General features: G+C 36.0%; 19 protein-coding genes and 1 tRNA gene. 9 read left to right on the forward strand and 11 right to left on the reverse strand.

Annotated elements, in window-relative coordinates; translation table 11 throughout:
• Positions 1 to 65: 65 nt before the first annotated feature.
• The 6 genes from MQE36_RS00130 to MQE36_RS00150 all read right to left on the reverse strand — a co-directional run bounded on the left by MQE36_RS00130 (position 66) and on the right by MQE36_RS00150 (position 6,643).
• A complete protein-coding gene (locus tag MQE36_RS00130) occupies positions 66 to 1,007 on the reverse strand; it encodes an alpha/beta hydrolase (protein ID WP_242937184.1) in 942 nt (313 codons plus the stop codon).
• 116 nt (positions 1,008 to 1,123) lie between these two features.
• A complete protein-coding gene (locus MQE36_RS00135; RefSeq protein ID WP_242937185.1) occupies positions 1,124 to 1,996 on the reverse strand; it encodes a helix-turn-helix domain-containing protein in 873 nt (290 codons plus the stop codon).
• A gap of 731 nt (positions 1,997 to 2,727) precedes the next feature.
• Complete coding sequence (locus MQE36_RS00140) at positions 2,728 to 4,284, reverse strand: beta-N-acetylhexosaminidase (protein WP_242937186.1); 1,557 nt, start codon at positions 4,282 to 4,284, stop codon at positions 2,728 to 2,730.
• A 146-nt stretch (positions 4,285 to 4,430) separates the two neighbouring features.
• Positions 4,431 to 4,670 carry an MFS transporter gene (locus tag MQE36_RS17040; protein WP_423242489.1) on the reverse strand — a complete coding sequence of 80 codons (240 nt, stop codon included), beginning with the start codon at positions 4,668 to 4,670 and terminating at the stop codon, positions 4,431 to 4,433.
• Between the two features lie 180 nt (positions 4,671 to 4,850).
• Positions 4,851 to 5,885, reverse strand: coding sequence for a hypothetical protein (locus MQE36_RS00145; protein ID WP_242937187.1), 1,035 nt, complete (start codon positions 5,883 to 5,885; stop codon positions 4,851 to 4,853).
• An 11-nt stretch (positions 5,886 to 5,896) separates the two neighbouring features.
• The gene (locus MQE36_RS00150; RefSeq protein ID WP_242937188.1) at positions 5,897 to 6,643 is read right to left on the reverse strand and encodes a sugar isomerase domain-containing protein; all 747 of its coding nucleotides are present in this window, start codon (positions 6,641 to 6,643) and stop codon (positions 5,897 to 5,899) included.
• Positions 6,644 to 6,732: 89 nt separating this feature from the next.
• On the opposite strand from MQE36_RS00150, the gene MQE36_RS00155 reads away from it, so the two are divergent.
• From MQE36_RS00155 to MQE36_RS00165, 3 genes are all read left to right on the forward strand, one after another.
• On the forward strand, positions 6,733 to 7,602 hold the full coding sequence (locus MQE36_RS00155; RefSeq protein WP_242937189.1) for an AraC family transcriptional regulator: 870 nt from the start codon (positions 6,733 to 6,735) through the stop codon (positions 7,600 to 7,602).
• Between the two features lie 125 nt (positions 7,603 to 7,727).
• Positions 7,728 to 8,345, forward strand: coding sequence for a hypothetical protein (locus MQE36_RS00160; protein ID WP_242937190.1), 618 nt, complete (start codon positions 7,728 to 7,730; stop codon positions 8,343 to 8,345).
• 313 nt (positions 8,346 to 8,658) lie between these two features.
• Positions 8,659 to 9,800, forward strand: a protein-coding gene (locus tag MQE36_RS00165; RefSeq protein WP_423242468.1) for an IS3 family transposase whose coding sequence is annotated in 2 segments (ribosomal slippage) — positions 8,659 to 8,920 and positions 8,920 to 9,800 — 1,143 coding nt in all. Because the reading frame shifts where the segments join, the coding sequence is not laid out codon by codon here.
• A 557-nt stretch (positions 9,801 to 10,357) separates the two neighbouring features.
• Here MQE36_RS00165 and MQE36_RS00170 read toward each other — a convergent pair.
• The 4 genes from MQE36_RS00170 to MQE36_RS00185 all read right to left on the reverse strand — a co-directional run bounded on the left by MQE36_RS00170 (position 10,358) and on the right by MQE36_RS00185 (position 13,896).
• Positions 10,358 to 11,437 carry a reverse transcriptase family protein gene (locus tag MQE36_RS00170; protein WP_242937192.1) on the reverse strand — a complete coding sequence of 360 codons (1,080 nt, stop codon included), beginning with the start codon at positions 11,435 to 11,437 and terminating at the stop codon, positions 10,358 to 10,360.
• Positions 11,438 to 11,463: 26 nt separating this feature from the next.
• On the reverse strand, positions 11,464 to 12,207 hold the full coding sequence (locus MQE36_RS00175; protein ID WP_242937193.1) for a hypothetical protein: 744 nt from the start codon (positions 12,205 to 12,207) through the stop codon (positions 11,464 to 11,466).
• Positions 12,208 to 12,335: 128 nt separating this feature from the next.
• Entirely contained in the window at positions 12,336 to 13,607 is a 1,272-nt protein-coding gene (locus tag MQE36_RS00180) for a site-specific integrase (protein ID WP_242937194.1), read from the reverse strand.
• Positions 13,608 to 13,821: 214 nt separating this feature from the next.
• Positions 13,822 to 13,896 (reverse strand) — tRNA-Pro (locus MQE36_RS00185).
• 163 nt (positions 13,897 to 14,059) lie between these two features.
• Here MQE36_RS00185 and MQE36_RS00190 point away from each other — a divergent pair.
• Positions 14,060 to 15,172, forward strand: coding sequence for a PQQ-dependent sugar dehydrogenase (locus MQE36_RS00190; protein ID WP_242937195.1), 1,113 nt, complete (start codon positions 14,060 to 14,062; stop codon positions 15,170 to 15,172).
• 1 nt (position 15,173) lies between these two features.
• Here MQE36_RS00190 and MQE36_RS00195 read toward each other — a convergent pair whose 3' ends face one another.
• Entirely contained in the window at positions 15,174 to 15,986 is an 813-nt protein-coding gene (locus tag MQE36_RS00195; RefSeq protein ID WP_242937196.1) for an N-acetylmuramic acid 6-phosphate etherase, read from the reverse strand.
• 73 nt (positions 15,987 to 16,059) lie between these two features.
• Here MQE36_RS00195 and MQE36_RS00200 point away from each other — a divergent pair, with 73 nt between their 5' ends.
• Genes MQE36_RS00200 through scpA form a run of 5 tightly spaced genes read left to right on the forward strand, consistent with a single transcriptional unit; the run spans position 16,060 to position 21,712 of the window.
• A complete protein-coding gene (locus tag MQE36_RS00200) occupies positions 16,060 to 17,136 on the forward strand; it encodes an anhydro-N-acetylmuramic acid kinase (RefSeq protein WP_242937197.1) in 1,077 nt (358 codons plus the stop codon).
• 43 nt (positions 17,137 to 17,179) lie between these two features.
• A complete protein-coding gene (gene udk / locus MQE36_RS00205) occupies positions 17,180 to 17,791 on the forward strand; it encodes a uridine kinase (RefSeq protein ID WP_242937198.1) in 612 nt (203 codons plus the stop codon).
• A gap of 46 nt (positions 17,792 to 17,837) precedes the next feature.
• Entirely contained in the window at positions 17,838 to 18,170 is a 333-nt protein-coding gene (locus MQE36_RS00210) for an FtsB family cell division protein (protein WP_242937199.1), read from the forward strand.
• Positions 18,163 to 19,533, forward strand: a complete 1,371-nt coding sequence (locus MQE36_RS00215; RefSeq protein ID WP_242937200.1) for a methylmalonyl-CoA mutase subunit beta — start codon at positions 18,163 to 18,165, stop codon at positions 19,531 to 19,533. Before MQE36_RS00210 ends, MQE36_RS00215 begins: the two co-directional genes overlap by 8 nt.
• A 58-nt stretch (positions 19,534 to 19,591) precedes the next feature.
• Complete coding sequence (gene scpA, locus MQE36_RS00220) at positions 19,592 to 21,712, forward strand: methylmalonyl-CoA mutase (protein WP_242937201.1); 2,121 nt, start codon at positions 19,592 to 19,594, stop codon at positions 21,710 to 21,712.
• Positions 21,713 to 21,796: the final 84 nt, after the last annotated feature.

Genomic DNA, 21,796 nt, shown 5'->3' on the forward strand with positions numbered 1-21,796 from the left:
TTTATTTTTTATAAGATTAGAAAGCCGAAGCAAAACATTTCTTCGGCTTATTGAATAATGTGTTATTAAGCTTCAGCGAGTTCTGCGACTCCTAAATGCTCTTTAAAGAAGGGTGCTAATTGAGCAACTGCCTCATCTAAATATTGAGGGATATCATATAATTTCATGTGGTTTGCACCTTCAACAATATACATTTGTTTGTTGTCAGTTCCTGCTCTTTCCATAAGGTCATCACTCATCCATTTAGATTCAGCAATGCTTCCTGCTACTACAAATAATGGTTGTGTAAGGTAAATTTCAGCCATATTGTATGCATCATATGTAACCAATTGTGTTAGGCTTCTCGCTGTACCGTAACCTGGTGATGTAGAACATTGTGCTCTATCTGTATGGTAATATTCCCAAGCTTCTTTCAAATCAGTATAAGGTGTATCGTCTTCATTTAGAGGTGCCATAGGCATTTGAACAATATCTCCACTATTAGCTTCAATGGTACGGGCTTGAGCACCAAATTGCAATGAGCCTATAGCATCTTTCATATCCTGGTCGCCCAACCACCCCTTGCTAATCATATGACCAATATTTACAGCACTTACAGTACCAACAGCTTTGATACGCTTATCATTGATAGCAGCATTTACCGTATAACCACCACCTGCACAGATTCCCCAGGCTCCAATTCGCTCGTTATCTATATAAGGTAATGTAGTTAAATAATCAACAGCAGAACTAATATCTTCAGTTCTGATATAAGGGTTTTCCAATTGGCGTGGTTCTCCACCACTCTCTCCTTGGTAAGATGCATCTGTTACTATGGTTACAAAACCATGTTCTGCAAATTTACGTCCATAAATACCAGCTGTTTGTTCTTTTACACCACCACCCGGGTGTGTAATTACTATAGCTGGATAAGCTTTGTTTTTATCAAAATCGTTTGGAAGGTCTAAATAAGCGGACATTATTATTCCGTTATTCGTGTTCTTGTATGAAATTTTTTCTTGTGACATAATATTGAGTTTTTAGAATTAACAATTAATTGCAACTCAAAATTACCTGATAACAAGAAGTTTACATGGTGATTTTTACAGACAAAAAAGAAACATTTTACTGATACCTACTATTTTCAACTATTCTTAGTTTTTTGCTTTACTCTATATTGCCTGGGGGTTAATTGCGTTTGTTTTTTAAAAAACTTAGCAAAATAGTTAGGATAATCAAACCCTAACTCAAAGGCTATTTCAGCATTGGTTAGGTTCGTTTCAAGAAGTAATTCCTTTGCTCTGTTGGTGGTACGCTCATGAATGGTAGCAATAGCAGATTTCTGCGTATAGGTTTTTAAAACATCACCAAGATAATTGGGTGTGAGTTTCATTTTATTGGCAAAATAATGTACGGTAGGGACTCCTTCTATCGGTCCATTATAATAATCGCGAAGCAATTGCTGAAACTCGCTAACAATGGGACTATACATCTTGATCTCTGTTTTAAACTGGCGTTTGTAATAAGATTCAACCATATTTAAAATGAGATTCACAGAGGCTCGAAGAATGTTCTTTTCTTTAAAGTTACGCTGGTAGTGTTTTAAAAGAAATTGATAAAGACGGATTACTTCAATTTCTTCCTCTTTGGTTAAAAAAAGTGCTTCGTGATAGCCGTATTCTAAATAATTTTTGAAGAGATAACGGTTTGCTTCTATAAGTTCCTTAGATAACTGAAGATAGTAGCCTTCAAACTTTTCCGTTAAATTCCACTCATATAAATTGCCTGGACTATTAAAAAAAACGGCCGTTATCGGCTCCGTTTTTTTCGAGTCGTAATCAGGAAAACCAGGATTTACATAATTGGTTTTAAACGATATACGGTAAAAATCGATATAAACAGCTTCAGATTTCAAACGTGTTTTTTCAGGATAAACACCAACATCTATATGTTGATCCAATGGCTCTGACAAACCAATGTACTCATTAAAGGTTTTAAAATTCGAAAATGTATTCATAAGGTAAAAATGAACTGTTAATTTAATGATTTAAATTAAAATCGTTTGAAAAGAATCCCAATATCCTCCCTAATCTTACGCTCTACTCCCCTAATACAAGTGCGAATTATTGGGAGTTGAATGCCTGCTCCGTAAAGGTTTCGGACTTAGCGGAACAGTCATTCTGCTCAGTATACTTCCTAGGCAAGAGACTTCAGAGAGCAGAGGTGTGGCCTCTTAGCATTCCTAAGTATATCAGTACCTTTCAATGCAGTAAGTTGAGTCGCGTATTTATTTAACAATAACAGGCACTTCTCAACCATTTTCATAGTTTTCTTCTCTGGAATTTTATCAGGACCCGCATTGCTCAAAGAAATTGTCACTTGAAACCGCATATAACTAATGGAAAAAGAATAGTTTTGGTTAGTTCCTCTTCCCCCGTGCTTTGATTTTAACTGAAACCAATTACCTTCTATTAACACCAATTTTATTTTACAAAGGTGGAATTAGTTATCTCTTTTGATTCTTTTCAAGTGACATAGAATATTTTACATGAGAACTTTAATACTAAATGGTTTTGTTTAAGTCCAAGCCTTTTACAATTACATGCTTTTGTATAGTTTTATGTGTCTCGTTATCTACTAATGTATCAAGTCCTGTTTTTTTAAAATGTTCATTCTTTATTTTTTAACAAAAGACTGTCCAACCTCAAGAGATAGTCCTCTAAAATAAAATTAATCCAAGAGTTCAACTTATTCCTTTTGATAATAATAAATCCCTAAAACATCAAACGCTTTTAAATGACGATTTAAACTTCTTGTAAATCTATCCCAATCCTTATTTTGTTCGTCAGACCAGCCAACTTCGGCTAATGCTAGAATTCTCGGAAAAATTTGCCTGTCCATTTCAGGTTCGATTCTATTGATATGTGACCAAAAATTTGCTTGTACACCTAAAACTTTTTCCGATTGTTTTTTATTGAAAATTGACGGTACAGGATTGTAAGAATATACCTTCTCTATGGTAATGGTTTCGTTACCATAATCAAAATAACAATGAGAAGTGGGAGTCATGATTAAATTGTTTCCCTGATTCACAACGAACTCTGGAACTTCGTTTTCCCATGCCCTCCAATACATTACTGTAGCATTCGGGCTTAATCCTCCCTCTACAATTTCATCCCAGCCAATAAGTATTTTACCATTTGAGGATAAATAGTCTTCTATTTGACTGATAAACCAACTTTGCAATCCATGTTCATTTTTTAAATTTAACTCTCGTATCCTTCGTTGACATTTATCGCATTCTTTCCAATGCTTTTTCGGTGCCTCATCTCCTCCTATATGAACATATTTTGATGGGAATAATTCAATTATTTCTGAAAGTATGTTTTTAAGAAATACAAAGGTTTCATCATTACCGGCACAAAATATTTCGTTATGGATGTTGGGGCCATCAGTAAAAGGATGTATTTTCATAGCTTCTCCTTTACAGGTCAATTCAGGATAGGCAGAGAAAACCTCCGAAGAGTGACCAGGCATTTCTATCTCTGGGATAAGATCTATATTCCTTGCCTGTGCATATGCAACCAGCTCTCTAATATCAGATTTCTTAAAATACCCTTCCCTTTCTTTGGGTTCATTATAAATAGTATCAAATTTAGAAGCAACGTCAGTCAATTTTGGGTAGTTTTCAATCTCAACACGCCACCCTTGATCATCTGTAAGATGCATATGTAGTTTGTTAATCTTGTAAAATGCCAGTGCATCGATATATTTTTTTGTCGTTCTTATGTTCCAAAAGGTTCTACTGTAATCAATCATCAGTCCTCTCCAGGCAAATCTTGGTTTATCAACTATTTTACAATTTGGTATGTTCCATTTTTTTGAGTCGACTTTTGCTTCCCTTAATATGTCATTTGGGAGAAGTTGAAGAAATGTCTGCAATGCCCAAAATATTCCATTTGAGTTGTAAGCCTCAATTAGAACCAGGCTTTTAGTTACTTTCATTGTATACCCTTCTTCTCCAAGATGGGGTAACTTTCTGTTTAACCGTAAAACTATAGAGTTAGTTTTATTTTTTGTTGCCTTTCGGGTAGCAAAGGAAAAACCTGTAGCGCGCTCAAGTGATTCCTCATACTGTTTTGCCTGTTCAAATAAATCATTTTCATAGATTATTGATGTGTTAGGTTTTAGCTCGAAAAAACCTTTATCCTTTTCTACTTTATTTGGATAAGGAATTATATTTAAATCTTGACATTGTATAGTATAAGGCAAAATAATAATCAAAAGTAACCTTAGTTTTTTCATCAGTTATTAGTTTTTTATCGTTTATATTACAAAATTTTATTACCAGTCAGTTATATGAGATTAACTCGTTGGTATTAATAATCATCCATTAAAAGTTGAGTCATTCATTTTCAAGCTCAACTTCTTCCAAGATTTTGTTTGTGGTTTCAAGCAAAAATCTTTTGAAAAAAGCAAGAACTATAATCAATCTCCTGTCCATCTTTAAAGGCTCTCGATAAAAAGGTGATTAATCCATTCACAATCCAAATTGAAAAAGAGCCAATAGCTACATCGCGAGATCTAATGTTGTTTGGAAAAATCTCTGCCAATAAATAAATACAACAGCACAATTTCAGAAATGTAAATAAAAGTACAGATGTAACAACAACAGCTAATGTTCCTACTATACAGAACTAACTGTGCCCAACCTGTCATGACACCCTTTAAATGGAAAAGGGGTTTGAAAAAAGGTAGTGCTCTACTAGTCACTGCTGTATCAAAATCGTATTGTAGACCTCCTGTTCTGGCTACCTATGTCTATAATATCCATTTTCCTCTCATTAAATTACTATTCATTTATAACAAAATTAAAATGCTTTATTCAGCACCTCACCATAAGCTTCACCCAGTATTTTCCATACCCTTTGAGGTTCAGGTGCAGATAAAAATGTTCCTTGTCCGGCACGATAAGTCCATGAGAAAATAGAATTAACTCCCTCCTTGGCATAAATCTTCACAATGTCCCTGATGGTATTTAAATCTTCAGGTGACCTAAAGAAGGATTGAATCCATCGCTGTGATGGTTTATTATTTTGTTTAGCCAGATCCACTGTCTTAGCAGCAATATTTCGATGTGCAATCATCGGATCGTTCCCGTCCACTAGAATAGATGTAGAAAACACATCATAATCCGGATTGAATGCTATCTTTTCCCAATTATCAAAACCCCGGGCCTGAGTTGCATAAAAATGGTTATCGGCCGGTAATGAACATTGTGTTACTGTTAAATTGGGATTAATACTTTTAACAATTCGGCTAGCCTCCGACAAAATTTCATTGGCTTGGTCAAACCTAAATTTAAGCACCGTTTTGGTCAATGTTTTAGGCATCTCATAACCATACTTTTCCTTAAATAGCTTTTGTGTTATGGGGTTTCTACAAGTAAAATCCGTCGTACTTTGATAACTTATCGGATAAACCGGCATCGCATAATGAGGTTCATCCCAAAAGAATCCATCGGCATCACAAGTACGGGCCAAATCTTCTAAAACCCCCCAAAAATATTCTCTGAAAGCGGGAGAACTAGGGGAAGCTGCTGCTAATGGTTCCCCCGTTAAAGCAGACCACTGTTTATCATATATACTACATTCCTGTAAAAAGACCGATGGCGGTTCGCCCCCAAAAAACTTACCGATACCCCATGTATTCAAATATACTTTTAAACCAGCCTTTTTGGCTTCGTCCACAATTTTAGGTATTGTAGGTTTCCAAAAAAATAAATCAAATTCTGTAAGAGCCAGCAATACTGCCGTACAATTATGAGCCTTCATTTCCTGAAAATCCTTTCTGGCATGTTCAGAATAAGAAATACCGTAATAACTAACGCCTGTTTCTGTTACCATAACAAAATGGATTATAAAAATTTAACTCTAGGATTGTACTTGGCCCTCAAGGCTTTATTTTTTTCGTCTCCTCCAGGGATATTGGCACTTGACCATACCGGTGCTTCAATACCGCGATCAACACAGGTCTTCACACATTCCATTTCCAAACGGTGAGCGATATAAAAATCAATGGTACTGGAAATTCCTGTAATAGGTTGTTCCATACCTTCAATTTCGATCACCGTATCTCCATAAGGAACAAAGTTTTCTATAAAAATTTCAACTACATCCGATAGATGATAACCACTTTTATGTCTTATCGGAAAGTCCTTTGGTATATTTTTATTCCAATCTGAAGAAGAAATACCAATAGTATGGGCCCCTCGCTTTTTGGCTTCAAGAGCACAATCAATGGTTGGTGCATTAAAACCATAACTATGAAAAATTAACACCACATCATCCTTACCAATACCATAGTAATCCACCATAGCATCTCCCACACCATGCATACGTTCATGAGAAAGGTACATATAAGCCGGCGTTGCCGGATGAATTGAAAAATCAATCATAGGGCATAAATTTGCCAACCCCCCTGCCCTCCAAAAAAGCTCCTGCATAACCAAGCAGGTGTGACCGCCACCTCCAAAAATATAAATGAGCCTATCCTGTTCAATAGCATCGGCCATTAATCTTGCTGCTTTTTTCAAATTACTCTGTTCTTGCGTTTCAAAACTGTTTGCAAGCGAATTAAAAGCATTTAATAATCTAAGATCCATGTTTAAGTTTTTTAAATGATTCTTTTTTCAAAGGAAATAATTAATTAAAAAAATATTATTAATTTTAATATTATAATACTTTTTCAAACATGCAACAATTAGACAGGACCTCCACAAATGAACGTCATATCATTGATTTAGAAGCCTTGGGGTTTGAGTGTATCAAGGTTTTGGGAACCTACAATTACAGGCAAATGAAAAAAAGTCTGGAAATGCATATTCATGATAATATGATTGAGATATGTTTTCTTGAAAAAGGGTCACAATATTATCATATACAAGGCAATGATTACCGCATTAACGGTGGAGACCTGTTATTGACATTTCCTGGTGAAGAACATGGAACCAAAAGCTTTCCAGAGGAACGAGGCCGTTTATTTTGGTTAATTATGGAAGTACCTGATAAAAATCAAAGACTTCTAAATTTAACTAAAAAACAAACAAAGTTATTTTTTGATGCCTTTTTTGAACTAAAGAAAAACAGAGTGTTTAAAGGCTCTAACAGGCTCAAATATGATCTCAATACTATTTATAGAATTTGTGAATATCCATTAGACGGGCTCAATAAAATAAAAATAACCAACCTGTTAATACATTTTCTATTAAGCGTCCTGGAATTTGGAAATAAGTCCAAACATAAAACTATAAGCAAGGATATTATGGAAACATGTATCTACATTGATAAGAACTTGAATGAACCCCTTTCTCTGGAGGAACTGGCGAATTTTAATAATTTGTCTTTGTCCCACTTTAAGTATAAGTTCAAAAAGGAAATGGGATATTCTCCCTCTGACTACATTTTAAGGCAAAAAATAGAAAGAGCAAAGGAGTTACTAAAAATCCCAAAAAATAGTATCCAGGATGTAGCCTATGATTTAGGCTTTAGCTCCTCCTCCTATTTTGCCACTGTGTTTAAACGCTATACGGGTAAATCCCCATCTTCTTATTATCTCCTGTGAATTATCTGCGGATAGTAAAAGCTTAAAGAAAATATTACTTTATTAAACAAAAATACAATTCAAATTCTAGCCAAAACTATCTTAAAAGGCAAGAATAGTTCATTATATTTATCAAAATAAAAGTAATGGATAAGCTAATTATTAAGGATACTTCCCTTTCAGCTTACGAGGCTAGAGTTAAATTATTGGTTTTATCTAATTCAGTAAATTTTGAAAACCTAGCAAGTAGTTGCTTAAGAATAATTCTGAACTTAGATGAGAATGCAATTTCGATTGGTAACTCTAGTCATGCATTATCAATGAATCAAAAAGTCCAATTGTTGTTAGATACAAAATTTTTTGATAAAACGAATAAAGCAAATACTCAAGTTTTCATGTCAATAAGAAACCAATTCATGCATAATTCGGCCGCAAAATCCTTTGAAAGTTGCTTGTCATTTTTATCCGGAACTGATACGTTCATGGAAAATGCATACTGGAAAAAAAGAAAGATGAACCAGAAGATTGGTGGTGAAATAGCCGCAAAAGATACAAAGGACGAAAAAACCAACAATCATGAGCTTCTTCCTTTTAACATAACTGAAAAAGAAAAACTATTATATAAAAGTTGGATCTCTTTAACTGAGGATGTAATATGGAGTTTTGAAAAAACTATTAAGAAAATTTTCAAAGAAAGAAAAACAATAAAGCTTGATAACAACAAATACATATATTTAAACTTCCCCTCCGAAGAGGAAATTTAATTACATCTAAATTCATTCAACTTCTTATACTAAACACCTTCAAGCTAACTAAATGTTATAAGTTGATCCAAGAACTACCTCTTGCCCTACTCCTATGACTATCCCAATCTTTAAGGTGAATAGAGGATCATTTCCAATTGTTGTGTTTATGCAAAGATTGGGAATGATCCGTAGTTATTAAGTGCTTTTAAAAAAGCAGCGAACTCTACGGTCATACGAGTTCCCTGCGCTACCAAATCCCAATTTCGATGCACTGTAAGGCTCCCTAAAAAACGAAGCGTTATAAATTAGAAAAACGTTTAAATTTAGGGTAATGAAAAAAACAAGACACACCGAAATACAGATCATCAAGATCTTAAAGTCCCAGGAATCCGGACAATCCGTGACTGACCTATGCCGGGAACAAGGGATCAGCCAGGCCACTTTTTATAATTGGAAGAGCAAATATGGAGGTATGGATGCCAACCAACTTAAGAAGATGAAAGAGATGGAGGCAGAACTGTCCCAGTTCAAACGGATGTATGCCGATCTTGCTTTTGAAAACAATGCATTAAAAAACCTAATCGAAAAAAAGCTCTAAGGCCTGTCGATAAACGAGCAGCAGTTGGATATTTAGTCAAAGAGGAACACTTAAGCATCCGGCGGGCCTGTACAGCACTCAGTCTAAGCATATCGGTTTACTATTATCGTTTTAAAGCCAAGACAGAGGATCGGCATATCATAGATGAATTAGAGAAATTGGCGGAGGCTTATCCTACATATGGTTTTAAAAAGATGTATTATTTGTTACGGTCCAAAGGATATCTGTGGAACCATAAACGGGTTTATAGGGTTTATGTGATGATGAGCCTGAACATTCGGCGAAAACGCAAGAGAAGGCTCCCTGCACGTATTAAAACACCACATATCATACCGGTGGACTGTAATATTACCTGGAGTATGGATTTTATGCAGGATACCTTGATAAGCGGGAAGAGTTTTAGAACTTTTAATGTGATTGATGACCATAACAGGGAAGCTCTTATGATAGGGATTGACACCTCACTGAGTGCCAGACGTATTGTGAGGGATCTGGACAGACTCATTAGTTGGAGAGGGGCTCCTAAAGTAGTACGAGTGGATAATGGCCCAGAGTTCACTTCAGCTGTATTCGACTCCTGGGCACGCAAACACAGTATCAAAATTTGTTTCACACAACCCGGTAAACCAACTCAAAACTCTTTAATTGAGCGATTTAATGGCTCTTATAGAAAAGAGGTTTTAGATGCACATTTATTTTTTGAATTAAATCAGGTAAGAGATCAAACACAAACATGGCTATGGAATTACAATAATATTAGGCCACACAAGTCCTTGGGATATAAAACCCCAGTCAATTTTGTAGAGCAAAGAAGCAAAACGCGTTTTGCATCCCTTATAATCGACCAACACTTAATGGAAAAATACTATATTTGAAAGTGCTTCTATTTAGGGGAGTCTTACAATAACAAGTATCTTGAATTGGATATCCGCAAGACTCTGGAATTAGCAAGTAGTCTCATGCCCTTTGAGGAAGGAGAGTTTTTAGATGAAGCCTATAAAATGTTAGTTAAAAGTGAGAAACCTAAATGAAAACGATACCAAAAACAATATTTTTTTGGCTTAATAATGAATTTCCTTTCAATGCGCTCCTCGTAAAACGACGGGAGTGTATTGAAAGGAAATTTTATGTTACAAATTATAATTTATGCTAAAAAATAATCTTGTATTTAATTAGGCTTTCATATATGAAATGTACCTTTTAAAAGATATCCTGAAAACGTTTTTCCGTGATTTTTGCTGCAAAAAAATGCCTGTTTTCGGGGCTTCCGAAGGTTTTTGCTGCAAATTCCGTGAAAAATAGAATTCACAAAACTACACAATAATCTGTTTTTCAATGAATTAACAAAAGTAACGTCGCTTTAGCGCGTTACCCTCTTGCTCTTCATTCGAAGAGCATGTTTTTCAAATTAATAGATAAAGAATAATGGACGCTAGTTGTTGGATATCGGTTTAAAACTTTTCTTATAGAGAAACTCGGAGTATTTTTTACTAAACTTTGGTTCTATAGAATTTATATAAAGTAACCATCCATTAATTTTACTTTGTAATTCAGAAATGGCTAAATCCACTTTATTTTTCACATCTTCATTTGTCTTATAATCTTTATTTTTCACTTTTAATTTATGCATAACATGGCCTTTATAACCATATTTTTTTATATAATAGATTTCTTGTCGTATTTTTTTCTTAATTCTTTTAGCAATCCTTGGATAATCAGGATCAAAAACGGTTAACCCTGTTACATATTGTTTACTTCCTCTTTTCATCATCCTAGTTTTACTTTCATTAACTTCAAATCCAAATTTCTTTAAATTTTCAACAATAAAATCATGAATTTCAAATTCTTCATCAGACGAAAAATATAAATCGTCTGCATATCTAGTATAGGTTATGTTTTTAGAAATATTAGAGAAAACATTATCTAAATCTATAAATACAATATTAGCCAAAGTCGGACTAGTATGAAACCCTTGGGCAAGAGTATTATTAATCGTAACTATTTTACATAAACAGTCTAAAACAGCTTTGTTAAAACCTAATCTCATAAAAGCTTTTTCAAGCATATCAGAGTTTATACATTCAAAATAATCTTTTAGGTCAACTTTGTAAACATATTTCTTTCCAAGATGTTGAGACGCATTAGACTGGACACTTCTTCCTTTAATAAAACCAAAAACATTTTTAGAAGGAACATAAATCTTACTTAACTTTTTATTTAAAACTTTCAAACAATTTATTACGCTATCAGATACTGGCGAATATACAGTCCTTATTCCTCCATTTTTTTTATAAATCTTAATTTTTTTTATCACTAAAGTTAAATCACTATTATCTGCTCGATACTTTAATATTTCTCTAGCGCTTAACCCTATGTAATCATTCTCACATATAGTTTTCAATAAGTTTTTGTCTAACTTAAGATAATTAGCTAATAAGTTTAAATTGTTTATATCCGATACTTTCATATAAAAAGAGGCAGTGACCAAGGTAACAAGTTTGTGTTTTTCCAAATCGAATACGACTCGTATCCGTTAATTTATCCTCGGTCTCCTGCCATTTTATTTCTAATATTTTTAATTTCAACTAAATGTTCCAAATCGCCTTTTCTACTATAAAAAGAATTATCATCAAGCACATTAATTAGTGCTATTTTATCCTTTAATATTTCAAAATTCTGTAGAGTCCTTTTTTGAGGTTTATCATTTGGGTTTAAAACAGAATATAAATTATAGTTAACATAATCTATAACAGCCATATTTACATTTTCTTTCCCCACTATCTCATACTCCACATCATATTTTTTACTAAGACCAGAAAACAATTCATCCAATATATTCTTCAAAGACTTTTTTTCAACCTCTAAAGTCTCAAAAATAAAACAATTTTTATCTTCTCTATTTTTACTAACTCTAGGTTTAATCAATTTTCTTAACATCAAATCAATTATTTCATAATCCTCTTTTTCTTTTTTAAGGTTTTTAAAATACGAAGACATCTTGTTAGTAACCACAAAGTAACCTCTAAAATTTAAGTAAGGTAAAATTTTATACATTTCAGCTCTAATATCAAAATGATCATCAACCGCATGGAAATTCCTTTCAATCAAACTTTTTCGGAAATCTTCATAATAAACCTCTTCAATTATAGAGCTTTTTAATTCTTCAATACTCTTTTCGAGAGTAGAAGGAGTATCTGTTTTAATACAGCCATACAAAAATATAGCGGAATCATTATTAACATGTCCCGCTTCATCAATATAGAAATAATTAGTTTTTTTCACTTTTTAAAAATAAGTATTAATAAATGAAAATTCTAACGGACTTACAACAAAAAGGTCGACAATTGTTTGAGTTGGAAATGATTTATTTTCCCCCTCCAATTTTTTGTAAAGAATATCTATTTTAAATATTACTTTAATTCAATTTTAGATAATATTCCATACCTTTTATTTTTATCCTTTAACTTAAACCTATCCAATAAATCGGAAATATCTTCACTTATTTTAGTCTCCACAACCCTTGCATATAATTGTGTGGTGGTAAGCTTGGAATGACCCAATAATTTTGATACCGTTTCAATAGGCACGCCATTAGAGAGCAATACGGTAGTGGCAAAGGTATGTCGTGCCACATGGAATGTAATATTCTTATGGATGTTACACATTGCTGATATCTCTTTCAAGTATTTATTGGTCTTTTGATTGGAATTTACAGGTAATAAATATCCCATTGAATCCGTCGCCTGTAAAATTCTATATTTTTCAATGATTTCCCAAGCTTTTGGCAGTAACGGTACTTTAACACGTTCGTCTGTTTTTTCTCTTTTAGTAAATATCCAATAGTTCCCATCGATCCCCTGTACGATATTGTCGTCGGTTAGTTCCTTTACATCCACATAAGACAAGCCTGTATAGCAGGAAAACACAAAACAATCCTTTACCCGTTGTAAACGTTCACTTGTAAACTCTGTACTTTCTAACAGTTCCAATTCCCTTTCGCTCAGGTAAGCCCTATCGTATTTCTGATACTTCAATTGGAATTGGTTGAACGGGTTTTTGTGCATCCATTCCAATTTAACAGCAAGGTTTACCATTTTTTTGAAACGTTCCAAATGTTTCATAACTCCGTTGTTGCTTAACATGAGCTGTTTCCGGGAATTCCTGTAATTGCGAAGGAAGTGTTCAAAATCGGTTACAAATTCGTAGTTCAATTGCTTTAGATAGATGTCCTTTAATCTTCTTTTCTTTAGCAGGAATTTGTACAGATATTTTTCAGTTGTATAATAATTTTTCATTGTCCCTCTTTTAAGAACAAATGCCATATTTCCATAATGGTAAGCAATGAGTTCCCGTAAGGTCTTACTGTTATCATCCTCTCCAAGATACCGAGCTTTAATAGCTTCAGAGGATATAAACTTGTCTTCCTCTAAAATCTCCTTATGGCACTCCAAAAGCCTGTTATATACCTCGTCTAAATAGGTATTTAACGTTCTTACCTGTTGGGAATTGCCTCTGCCTCGGCTTTTGTTACTATCCCAATCTTTAATTGGAATTACTCGTTTTAAACTGATTTCTGCACGCTTTCCGTTAATTGTGATGCGTACATAGATGGAAAGTTGTTTGTGATTACTTCTTGATTTTCTAGTAAAGAAAATTACCGTAAAGGTGTGTTTTGTCTTCATTTTCAATGACTTTGAGTTAAACAATATTGTTAAATCGAAAGTCAAATCATACCCGAAGGTTCTCTAAAGATAGTACAATTTTGATGAAACATTGCACACCGAATTGCACACCTTTTATATGGTTTTAAATGAATTAAAATAAGTGTATAAAAAACGAAAAACACTGAAAATCATACGATTAACAGTGTTTTGATTCTAGTTGATACTAGGTTCGTCGGGGTGGCAGGATTCGAACCTGCGACCTCCTCGTCCCAAACGAGGCGCGATAACCGGGCTACGCTACACCCCGAAAAATCATAATCTTGTCGTGTAGTTTATCTCGAACTTGATGAGAGACTACAACCCCCCGAACGATTTTCGGAGTGCAAATATAACATATTAATCCACAAAACAAACTTTTTTTCTTAGCTTTTAATAAGCATTATTTGTAAATTCCCTGAAAATCATTGATTATGAACAAGTTTATCGTATATATATTTTTTTCTTTCACGCTCTTCTCCTGTGCGCAAAGTAAGGACAATGAAATTAAAGCTCCTGAAAACCTTGAATATAAAACAGAACTGGTAGTTCCCGATCTTTCTATTCCCTGGGGAATGGTATTCTTACCCGACGGGTCAATGCTGATTACCGAAAAATCCGGAACCTTGATTCATTTTATAAATGGAGAAAAAAAGATTATTAAAAATACTCCGGAGATATATAACCGCGGACAGGGAGGGTTTTTAGACATAGAACTACATCCTGATTACAAAAATAACGGCTGGATCTATTTTTCGTTTGCCTCGGAAACAGGAAATGGCTCAGGAGGAAATACAGCAATAATGAGAGCCAGACTCTCAGGAGACTCGCTGGTTGAAAACGAACTGCTGTATAAAGCCGAACCCAATTCTACCCGGGGACAACATTTTGGTTCGAGAATAGAATTTGACCCTCAGGGATATTTATACTTCTCTATTGGAGACAGGGGAGACAGGGATGTAAACCCACAAGACATTACCAAAGACTGCGGAAAAATATACAGACTACACGATGATGGAAATATCCCTGCTGACAATCCGTTTTATAATGAACCTGATGCAAAAAAAGCCATATTCAGCTATGGTCACAGAAATCCCCAGGGAATGATCAGGCATCCTTCTACAGGCGACATATGGACTCACGAACACGGTCCTCAGGGTGGCGACGAGATCAACATCATAAAAAAAGGAGCCAACTATGGCTGGCCTGTAATTACATACGGTATTAACTACAGTGGTACTCCCATTACTGAAACCACAGAAAAAGAGGGAATGGAACAACCGCTCTATTATTGGGTACCTTCTATAGCACCCAGCGGTATGGATTTCGTTTCTTCTGATCGATATCCGGACTGGAAAGGAAACCTGCTGGTCGGTTCTCTCAAATTTCAATATCTGGAACGAATGATTATAAAAAACAATCAGGTAACGGAACGTATAAAATTATTTGACGGAATCGGCAGACTGCGCAATATCAAGCAAGCTCCGGATGGCTACATCTATATAGCTGTAGAAAACGAAGGCATCTTTAAAATTGTTCCAAAATAGTTTATTTGTTAGCATCAATAGCTGCCTTAACAGACCCGTGCTTTTTCAATAAAGCCAATGCTTTATCCATATCGACATTTAACACTTCCGTTATAAAACGGGCGCCTCGGTCTACAAGCTTATTATTGTTTAACTGCATATTAACCATCTTGTTCCCTTCTACCCTTCCGATTTTAATCATTAAAGCGGTACTTATCATGTTAAGAACCAGTTTTTGAGAAGTCCCGCTTTTCATCCGTGTACTCCCGGTAACAAACTCGGGACCTACATTTACCGCAATCGGAATATCCACAGAACCGGCCAAAGGCGATCCCGGATTATTGGTAATACAGGCCGTTAAAATGCCGTGTTTACGTGCATCCTTAACACCTCCTGTAACATATGGAGTCGTTCCTGAAGCTGCAATCCCTACCACCACATCATTCTTATTTATATCATGCTCCTTTAAATCTACCCAGGCTTGCTGTGTATCATCCTCGGCAAACTCAACGGCCTTTCTGATAGCGGTATCTCCTCCTGCAATTAAACCAATTACCCTCTCATGTGGCAAACCAAAAGTAGGAGGAATTTCCGAAGCGTCTAAGATCCCCAATCGTCCACTGGTCCCGGCTCCTATATAAAATAAACGTCCGCCATCAACAAATCTAACAGCCAGTTCATCTACCAGCCTGGAAACAGCCGGAATAACTTCCTGTACCGCTAACGCTACTTTTTGATCTTCCTTGTTCATATTGGAAAGAATCTCATCTGTTGTCATATTTTCCAAATGATCATACAAAGAAGTCTGCTCGGTTATTTTAGTGAATTCGCCCATCAGTTATAAAATTAGATTCATTAGCCACAAAGTTATAAATTTGGAGAACGTACATATATAAATTTATTTCCTTTTGAAAAACACCTATTTCGTAATCGGTTTAATGTCCGGCACTTCATTGGATGGTCTCGATATCGCCTGCTGTAAATTTCAACGTCAAGATGACAAATGGAGTTTTGAATTGCTAAAAAGCAGTAGTATAGACTATAAGGATGCTTTTAAAGACAAATTAAAAAATACTGTAAACTTGTCTGCTCCTGAACTATTAGATTTTAATAACAAATATGGAACCTGGCTGGGAGAACAGGTAGATACTTTTATAAAGAAACATAACCTGTGTGTTGACTTTATTTCAAGTCACGGACATACCGTTTTTCATCAAACAAAAATCGGTTTAACATATCAGATCGGTTCTGGTCAGCATCTTGCAAATGCCTGTGGGATTAAGGTGATTTGCGATTTCAGAACTAATGATGTGGCAACCGGAGGCCAGGGAGCCCCTTTGGTTCCGATCGGCGACCTGTTCTTATTTTCAGAATACGACTTCTGCCTTAACCTGGGAGGGATCAGTAATATTTCCTTCGACAAAAACGGAGAAAGAGTGGCATTCGATATCTCCCCGGTAAATATGTTGCTGAATCATCTTAGCAATAAAATTAATATGGCATACGACAAAAACGGGAAACTCGCCAAAAAAGGAACCCTCAACAAAAAATTACTGGAACAATTAAATAACCTCGATTTTTACAAACATTCATACCCTAAATCATTGGGTTTCGAATGGTTTTCAGAAAATGTACTCCCCATCATAAACAGAACAACCGATTCCATCCAGAATCTCTTACACACCTCAGTACATCACATTACCGATCAATTGGCTTTCGTTATTAATCAAATCGGTTCTCGCTCCGGCAACAAACTGCTGATAACCGGTGGTGGTGCCAAAAACACCTTCTTCATTGAAACTTTGCAAGACAAGTTAAAGAACACAGAAGTTATTATTCCTGATGAACATATAATCGATTTTAAAGAGGCCATTGTTTTTGCTTTTATGGGGGTGCTCAGGGAAAGAAATGAAATAAACTGTTTAAAATCTGTAACCGGGGCTGAAAAAGATTCCAGCTCCGGAGTAATCTTTTTGCCAGGGTAATTATTAACCTCATTTTTTTACATTTGCAAAAACTAATCATCATATGCTCATCATAGGTATTGCCGGAGGTACCGGTTGTGGAAAAACAACCGTAGTCAATCAAATTATCAATGAACTACCCGAAAAGGAAGTCGGGATAATTTCACAGGATTCGTACTATAAAGACACATCTCACCTATCATATGAGGAACGTACCAAAATAAATTTCGATCATCCGAGAGCAATCGATTTCGATCTTTTGGTAAGCCATCTGAAGGAACTGAAAGAACACAAAACAATTCATCAACCCGTCTATTCTTTTGTTAAACACAACAGGACACAAAACACCATTTTAACCCATCCCAGGAAGGTTATGATCGTTGAAGGCATCCTTATCTTTACCAATAAAGAACTTCGCGATATGTTTGACATAAAAATATATGTACACGCTGACTCCGATGAACGTTTGATAAGAAGGGTAAAAAGAGATCTTAATGAACGGGGAAGAGACATCGAAGAAGTTCTTAACCGTTATCAAACAACCCTGAAACCAATGCATCAGCAGTTTATTGAACCAACAAAGGAGTATGCAGATATTATTATTCCAAACAATAAGTACAACACTGTAGCAGTTGATATTGTAAGGACGATCATTAACGAACGGATTTCCTTGTAAGCCCGGGAAGGTTCTCAACTTAATAAGATTGCTTAATTTTATATCGATGAAGCTTAAAGAGTTAAAAAAGAAAAAATGGTTTGCATTCATAAGTAATATTTATGTACTTATACTAACTGTATTCGTAGTTTGGATGCTGTTCTTTGATGCTAATTCGCTGTTAACTCATATCGAACTTCAACAGGAAATTAATAAATTAGAGAAACAGAAAGAGCATTTACAAAAAGAAATTGCACGCGATAAAAAAACGATCAAAAAACTGAAAAACGAACAAGAGCTGGAACGTTTTGGAAGAGAACAATATTATTTAAAACGGGATAATGAAGAGATCTATATCATAGAAAACGCAGACAGCTTAAAGAACATAACTAATGAATAAAAAGCTTTTTAATGAGTTTAGTGAGGTAACTTCTAAAGAGTGGAAACAAAAAATACAGTTTGATCTTAAAGGTGCGGATTATAATGAAACCTTAATCTGGCATACCCCTGAAGGCATTAATGTAAAACCCTTCTATCATTCCGAAGATCTGAATCAAACATCAACCACTCCCGGTAAAGCTACTTCTCGATGGAATATTGGTCAACGTATTTACGCAGGCAATGAACTGTTAGCTAATAGAAAAGCTATAGATGTATTGAACAGAGGTGCCGAAAGTTTAATGTTTTGCATCCCTTCGGATAACACTGATATTAATACGCTTCTGCAAGATATAGACTTCTCCTCCGTTCCCCTGTACTTCGAATTTGAGTTCTTATCCGTGAACTACATTAAAAAATTAAAAGATTTTTTTGCAGGTAAGAATGCACGGATATATTTAAACATTGATATTATCGGGACTTTAGCGCGGACAGGGAATTGGTATCAAAACCTGAGTGAAGATTTTAATTCACTCGGAGAAATCAGCTCTCTTAATCAAAAAAGGGTTTTTGAAAGCACGCTGAGTATCGACCTTTCTCTATATCAGAATGCCGGCGCAAACATAGTTCAGCAATTAGCCTACAGTATAGCACATGCCTGTGAATATTTAAACCGGTTTCCGGATATTCATTTAACCTTCAATGTATCTGTTGGAAGCAATTACTTCTTTGAAATTGCCAAGCTTAAGGCCCTCAGGGTACTCTGGTCTTCATTAGTTCCGGAATTTAACAACCAATCTGCCCCCCACATAATCGCAACCCCTTCCAAAAGAAATAAAACACTATACGATTACAATGTAAACATGCTGCGTACTACTACAGAGTGTATGAGTGCCATATTGGGAGGAGCTGATGCCGTATTCAATAGCCCGTATGACAGCATATATCACAAGGATAATGAATTTGCCGATCGGATAGCCAGAAATCAATTGCTTATCCTTAAATCGGAAAGCTATTTTGATAAAACAGGAAACCCCACTGATGGCTCTTTTTATATTGAAAGCATTACAGATCAGTTGGCAGAGAAAGGACTCGAATTGTTTAAAAAGATCGAAGAAGCCGGTGGCTTTTTAAAACAACTGAAAAACCATACCATCCAGAAAAAAATAAAAGAAGCTGCTGAAAACGAACAAAACCTGTTCAACGATAAAGAGGAAGTATTAATAGGCACCAATAAATACCAGAATCCTGATGATAGAATGAAAAACGAGATCGAACTGTATCCGTTTATGAAAAAACAATCCGGTAAAACCCTGATCGAACCGATTATTGAAAAGAGACTGGCCGAATCTCTGGAACAGGAAAGGTTAAAGACCGAAAATTAACTCCCTTTCAAAAAGAATTTAACAGACATTCTGTATCAAAGAAGCACACACAAAAACAATGAGCAGAAAAAATATTCAACATATTATCGTTAAAAAGTCTTCAGAACCTAAAGCTGATAAGGGTATTACATTCCAAACAGCAGAAGGCATTCAGATAAAAGAGACTTATAATGCAGACGATATTAGCAATGCGGAACACTTAAACTTTGCCGCCGGTATCCCTCCATACCTCAGAGGTCCGTACTCAACCATGTATGTCAGAAGACCCTGGACCATCAGGCAGTATGCAGGTTTTTCTACAGCAGAAGAAAGCAATGCATTCTACAGAAGAAATTTAGCTGCAGGTCAAAAAGGACTATCCGTAGCTTTCGATCTTGCTACACATCGGGGATATGACTCAGATCACGACCGTGTAGTAGGTGATGTTGGGAAAGCAGGGGTTGCAATCGATTCGGTAGAAGACATGAAAATACTATTCGATCAGATCCCTCTCGATAAAATGTCCGTTTCAATGACCATGAACGGTGCCGTACTCCCCATAATGGCATTCTATATCGTAGCTGCCGAAGAACAAGGCGTTAAACACGAACTGCTTTCAGGAACTATTCAGAATGACATCCTGAAAGAATTTATGGTCAGAAACACGTATATCTATCCGCCCAAACACTCAATGAAGGTGATAGCCGACATCTTTGAATATACAAGCAGGTATATGCCGAAATTCAACAGTATCAGCATCTCGGGGTACCACATGCAGGAAGCCGGAGCTACTGCCGATATAGAATTGGCCTATACCCTGGCAGACGGTTTGGAATACATCAGAACAGGTCTCAGGGCAGGTATGAAAGTTGACGATTTTGCCCCTCGCCTCTCGTTTTTCTGGGCCATCGGAATGAACCATTTTATGGAAATTGCCAAAATGCGTGCAGGCAGAATGTTATGGGCCAGGCTGGTAAAACAGTTCAGTCCGAAAAATCAAAAGTCTCTGGCATTAAGAACACATTGTCAAACCAGCGGATGGAGTCTAACCGAACAGGATCCATTCAACAATGTGGCAAGAACATGTATTGAAGCTGCCGCTGCTGCCTTTGGAGGCACGCAAAGTCTTCATACAAACGCTCTGGATGAAGCCATCGCCCTACCAACAGACTTTTCAGCCAGAATTGCCAGAAATACGCAGCTCTATCTTCAGGAAGAAACAAAAATCACCAAAACGGTCGACCCGTGGGCCGGCAGCTATTACGTCGAAAGCCTTACTGACGAAATTACTCATAAAGCCTGGAAACTCATCGAGGAAGTAGAAGCCTTAGGCGGAATGACAAAGGCTATCGAAGCGGGAATCCCTAAAATGAGGATTGAAGAAGCCGCTGCCAGAAAACAGGCCCGTATCGACAGCGAACAGGATATCATTGTCGGGGTAAACAAGTACAGGCTCAAACAAGAAGATCCGCTACAGATTTTAGAAGTCGATAACCAGGAAGTTCGAAGACAACAAATCGAACGGATCAATCAAATCAAAAACAGTCGAAATAATGAAGCCGTACAAACGGCCCTCGATAAATTAACCGCATGTGCTAAAACCAGTAATGGAAATTTATTAGCTTTGGCAATAGATGCTGCCAGAAACAGAGCGTCTCTCGGCGAAATCAGTGATGCGCTCGAAAAAGTTTACGGCAGGTATAAAGCAAGAATTCAATCTACCAGCGGCGTGTACAGTAAAGAAATAAAAGACGACGAAAACTTTGATAAGGCACGACAGCTAGCCGACAAGTTTGCCGAAACAGAAGGGCGAAGGCCACGTATAATGATTGCCAAAATGGGACAAGACGGACACGACCGCGGAGCAAAAGTAGTCGCTACCGGTTATGCAGATCTGGGCTTTGATGTCGATATTGGCCCCCTTTTTCAAACCCCCCGGGAAGCTGCAAAACAAGCCGTTGAAAATGACGTACACATACTTGGTGTTTCATCTCTTGCCGCCGGACACAAAACATTGGTTCCTCAGGTAATTGAAGAATTACAGAAATACGGTCGGGATGATATTATGGTAATCGTAGGAGGCGTAATACCTCAGCAGGACTATCAATACCTTTTCGACGCAGGCGCTGTGGCCGTTTTCGGACCAGGCACCAAAATAAGTGAAGCAGCCATCAAAATCCTTGAAATCCTGATAGACTAGACTCCCATTTTAAAAAGAATCCCTTAAAATTATTTTTTTGAAATTTTATTTAGGACAATTTTGTCCTTTTAATGTTTTGTTTAT

The sequence above is a fragment of the Zhouia spongiae genome, assembly GCF_022760175.1.
Lineage (GTDB): Bacteria > Bacteroidota > Bacteroidia > Flavobacteriales > Flavobacteriaceae > Zhouia > Zhouia spongiae.

Excerpts from the sequence above, each read along its gene's own strand:
- MQE36_RS00155 (WP_242937189.1), top strand. The coding sequence starts at position 6,733 with ATGCAACAATTAGACAGGACCTCCACAAATGAACGTCATATCATTGAT.
- MQE36_RS00215 (WP_242937200.1), top strand. The coding sequence starts at position 18,163 with ATGAATAAAAAGCTTTTTAATGAGTTTAGTGAGGTAACTTCTAAAGAG.
- MQE36_RS00150 (WP_242937188.1), bottom strand. The coding sequence starts at position 6,643 with ATGGATCTTAGATTATTAAATGCTTTTAATTCGCTTGCAAACAGTTTT.
- MQE36_RS00140 (WP_242937186.1), bottom strand. The coding sequence starts at position 4,284 with ATGAAAAAACTAAGGTTACTTTTGATTATTATTTTGCCTTATACTATA.
- MQE36_RS00210 (WP_242937199.1), top strand. The coding sequence starts at position 17,838 with ATGAAGCTTAAAGAGTTAAAAAAGAAAAAATGGTTTGCATTCATAAGT.
- MQE36_RS00160 (WP_242937190.1), top strand. The coding sequence starts at position 7,728 with ATGGATAAGCTAATTATTAAGGATACTTCCCTTTCAGCTTACGAGGCT.
- udk (WP_242937198.1), top strand. The coding sequence starts at position 17,180 with ATGCTCATCATAGGTATTGCCGGAGGTACCGGTTGTGGAAAAACAACC.
- MQE36_RS00130 (WP_242937184.1), bottom strand. The coding sequence starts at position 1,007 with ATGTCACAAGAAAAAATTTCATACAAGAACACGAATAACGGAATAATA.
- scpA (WP_242937201.1), top strand. The coding sequence starts at position 19,592 with ATGAGCAGAAAAAATATTCAACATATTATCGTTAAAAAGTCTTCAGAA.
- MQE36_RS00190 (WP_242937195.1), top strand. The coding sequence starts at position 14,060 with ATGAACAAGTTTATCGTATATATATTTTTTTCTTTCACGCTCTTCTCC.
- MQE36_RS00180 (WP_242937194.1), bottom strand. The coding sequence starts at position 13,607 with ATGAAGACAAAACACACCTTTACGGTAATTTTCTTTACTAGAAAATCA.
- MQE36_RS00145 (WP_242937187.1), bottom strand. The coding sequence starts at position 5,885 with ATGGTAACAGAAACAGGCGTTAGTTATTACGGTATTTCTTATTCTGAA.
- MQE36_RS00135 (WP_242937185.1), bottom strand. The coding sequence starts at position 1,996 with ATGAATACATTTTCGAATTTTAAAACCTTTAATGAGTACATTGGTTTG.
- MQE36_RS00195 (WP_242937196.1), bottom strand. The coding sequence starts at position 15,986 with ATGGGCGAATTCACTAAAATAACCGAGCAGACTTCTTTGTATGATCAT.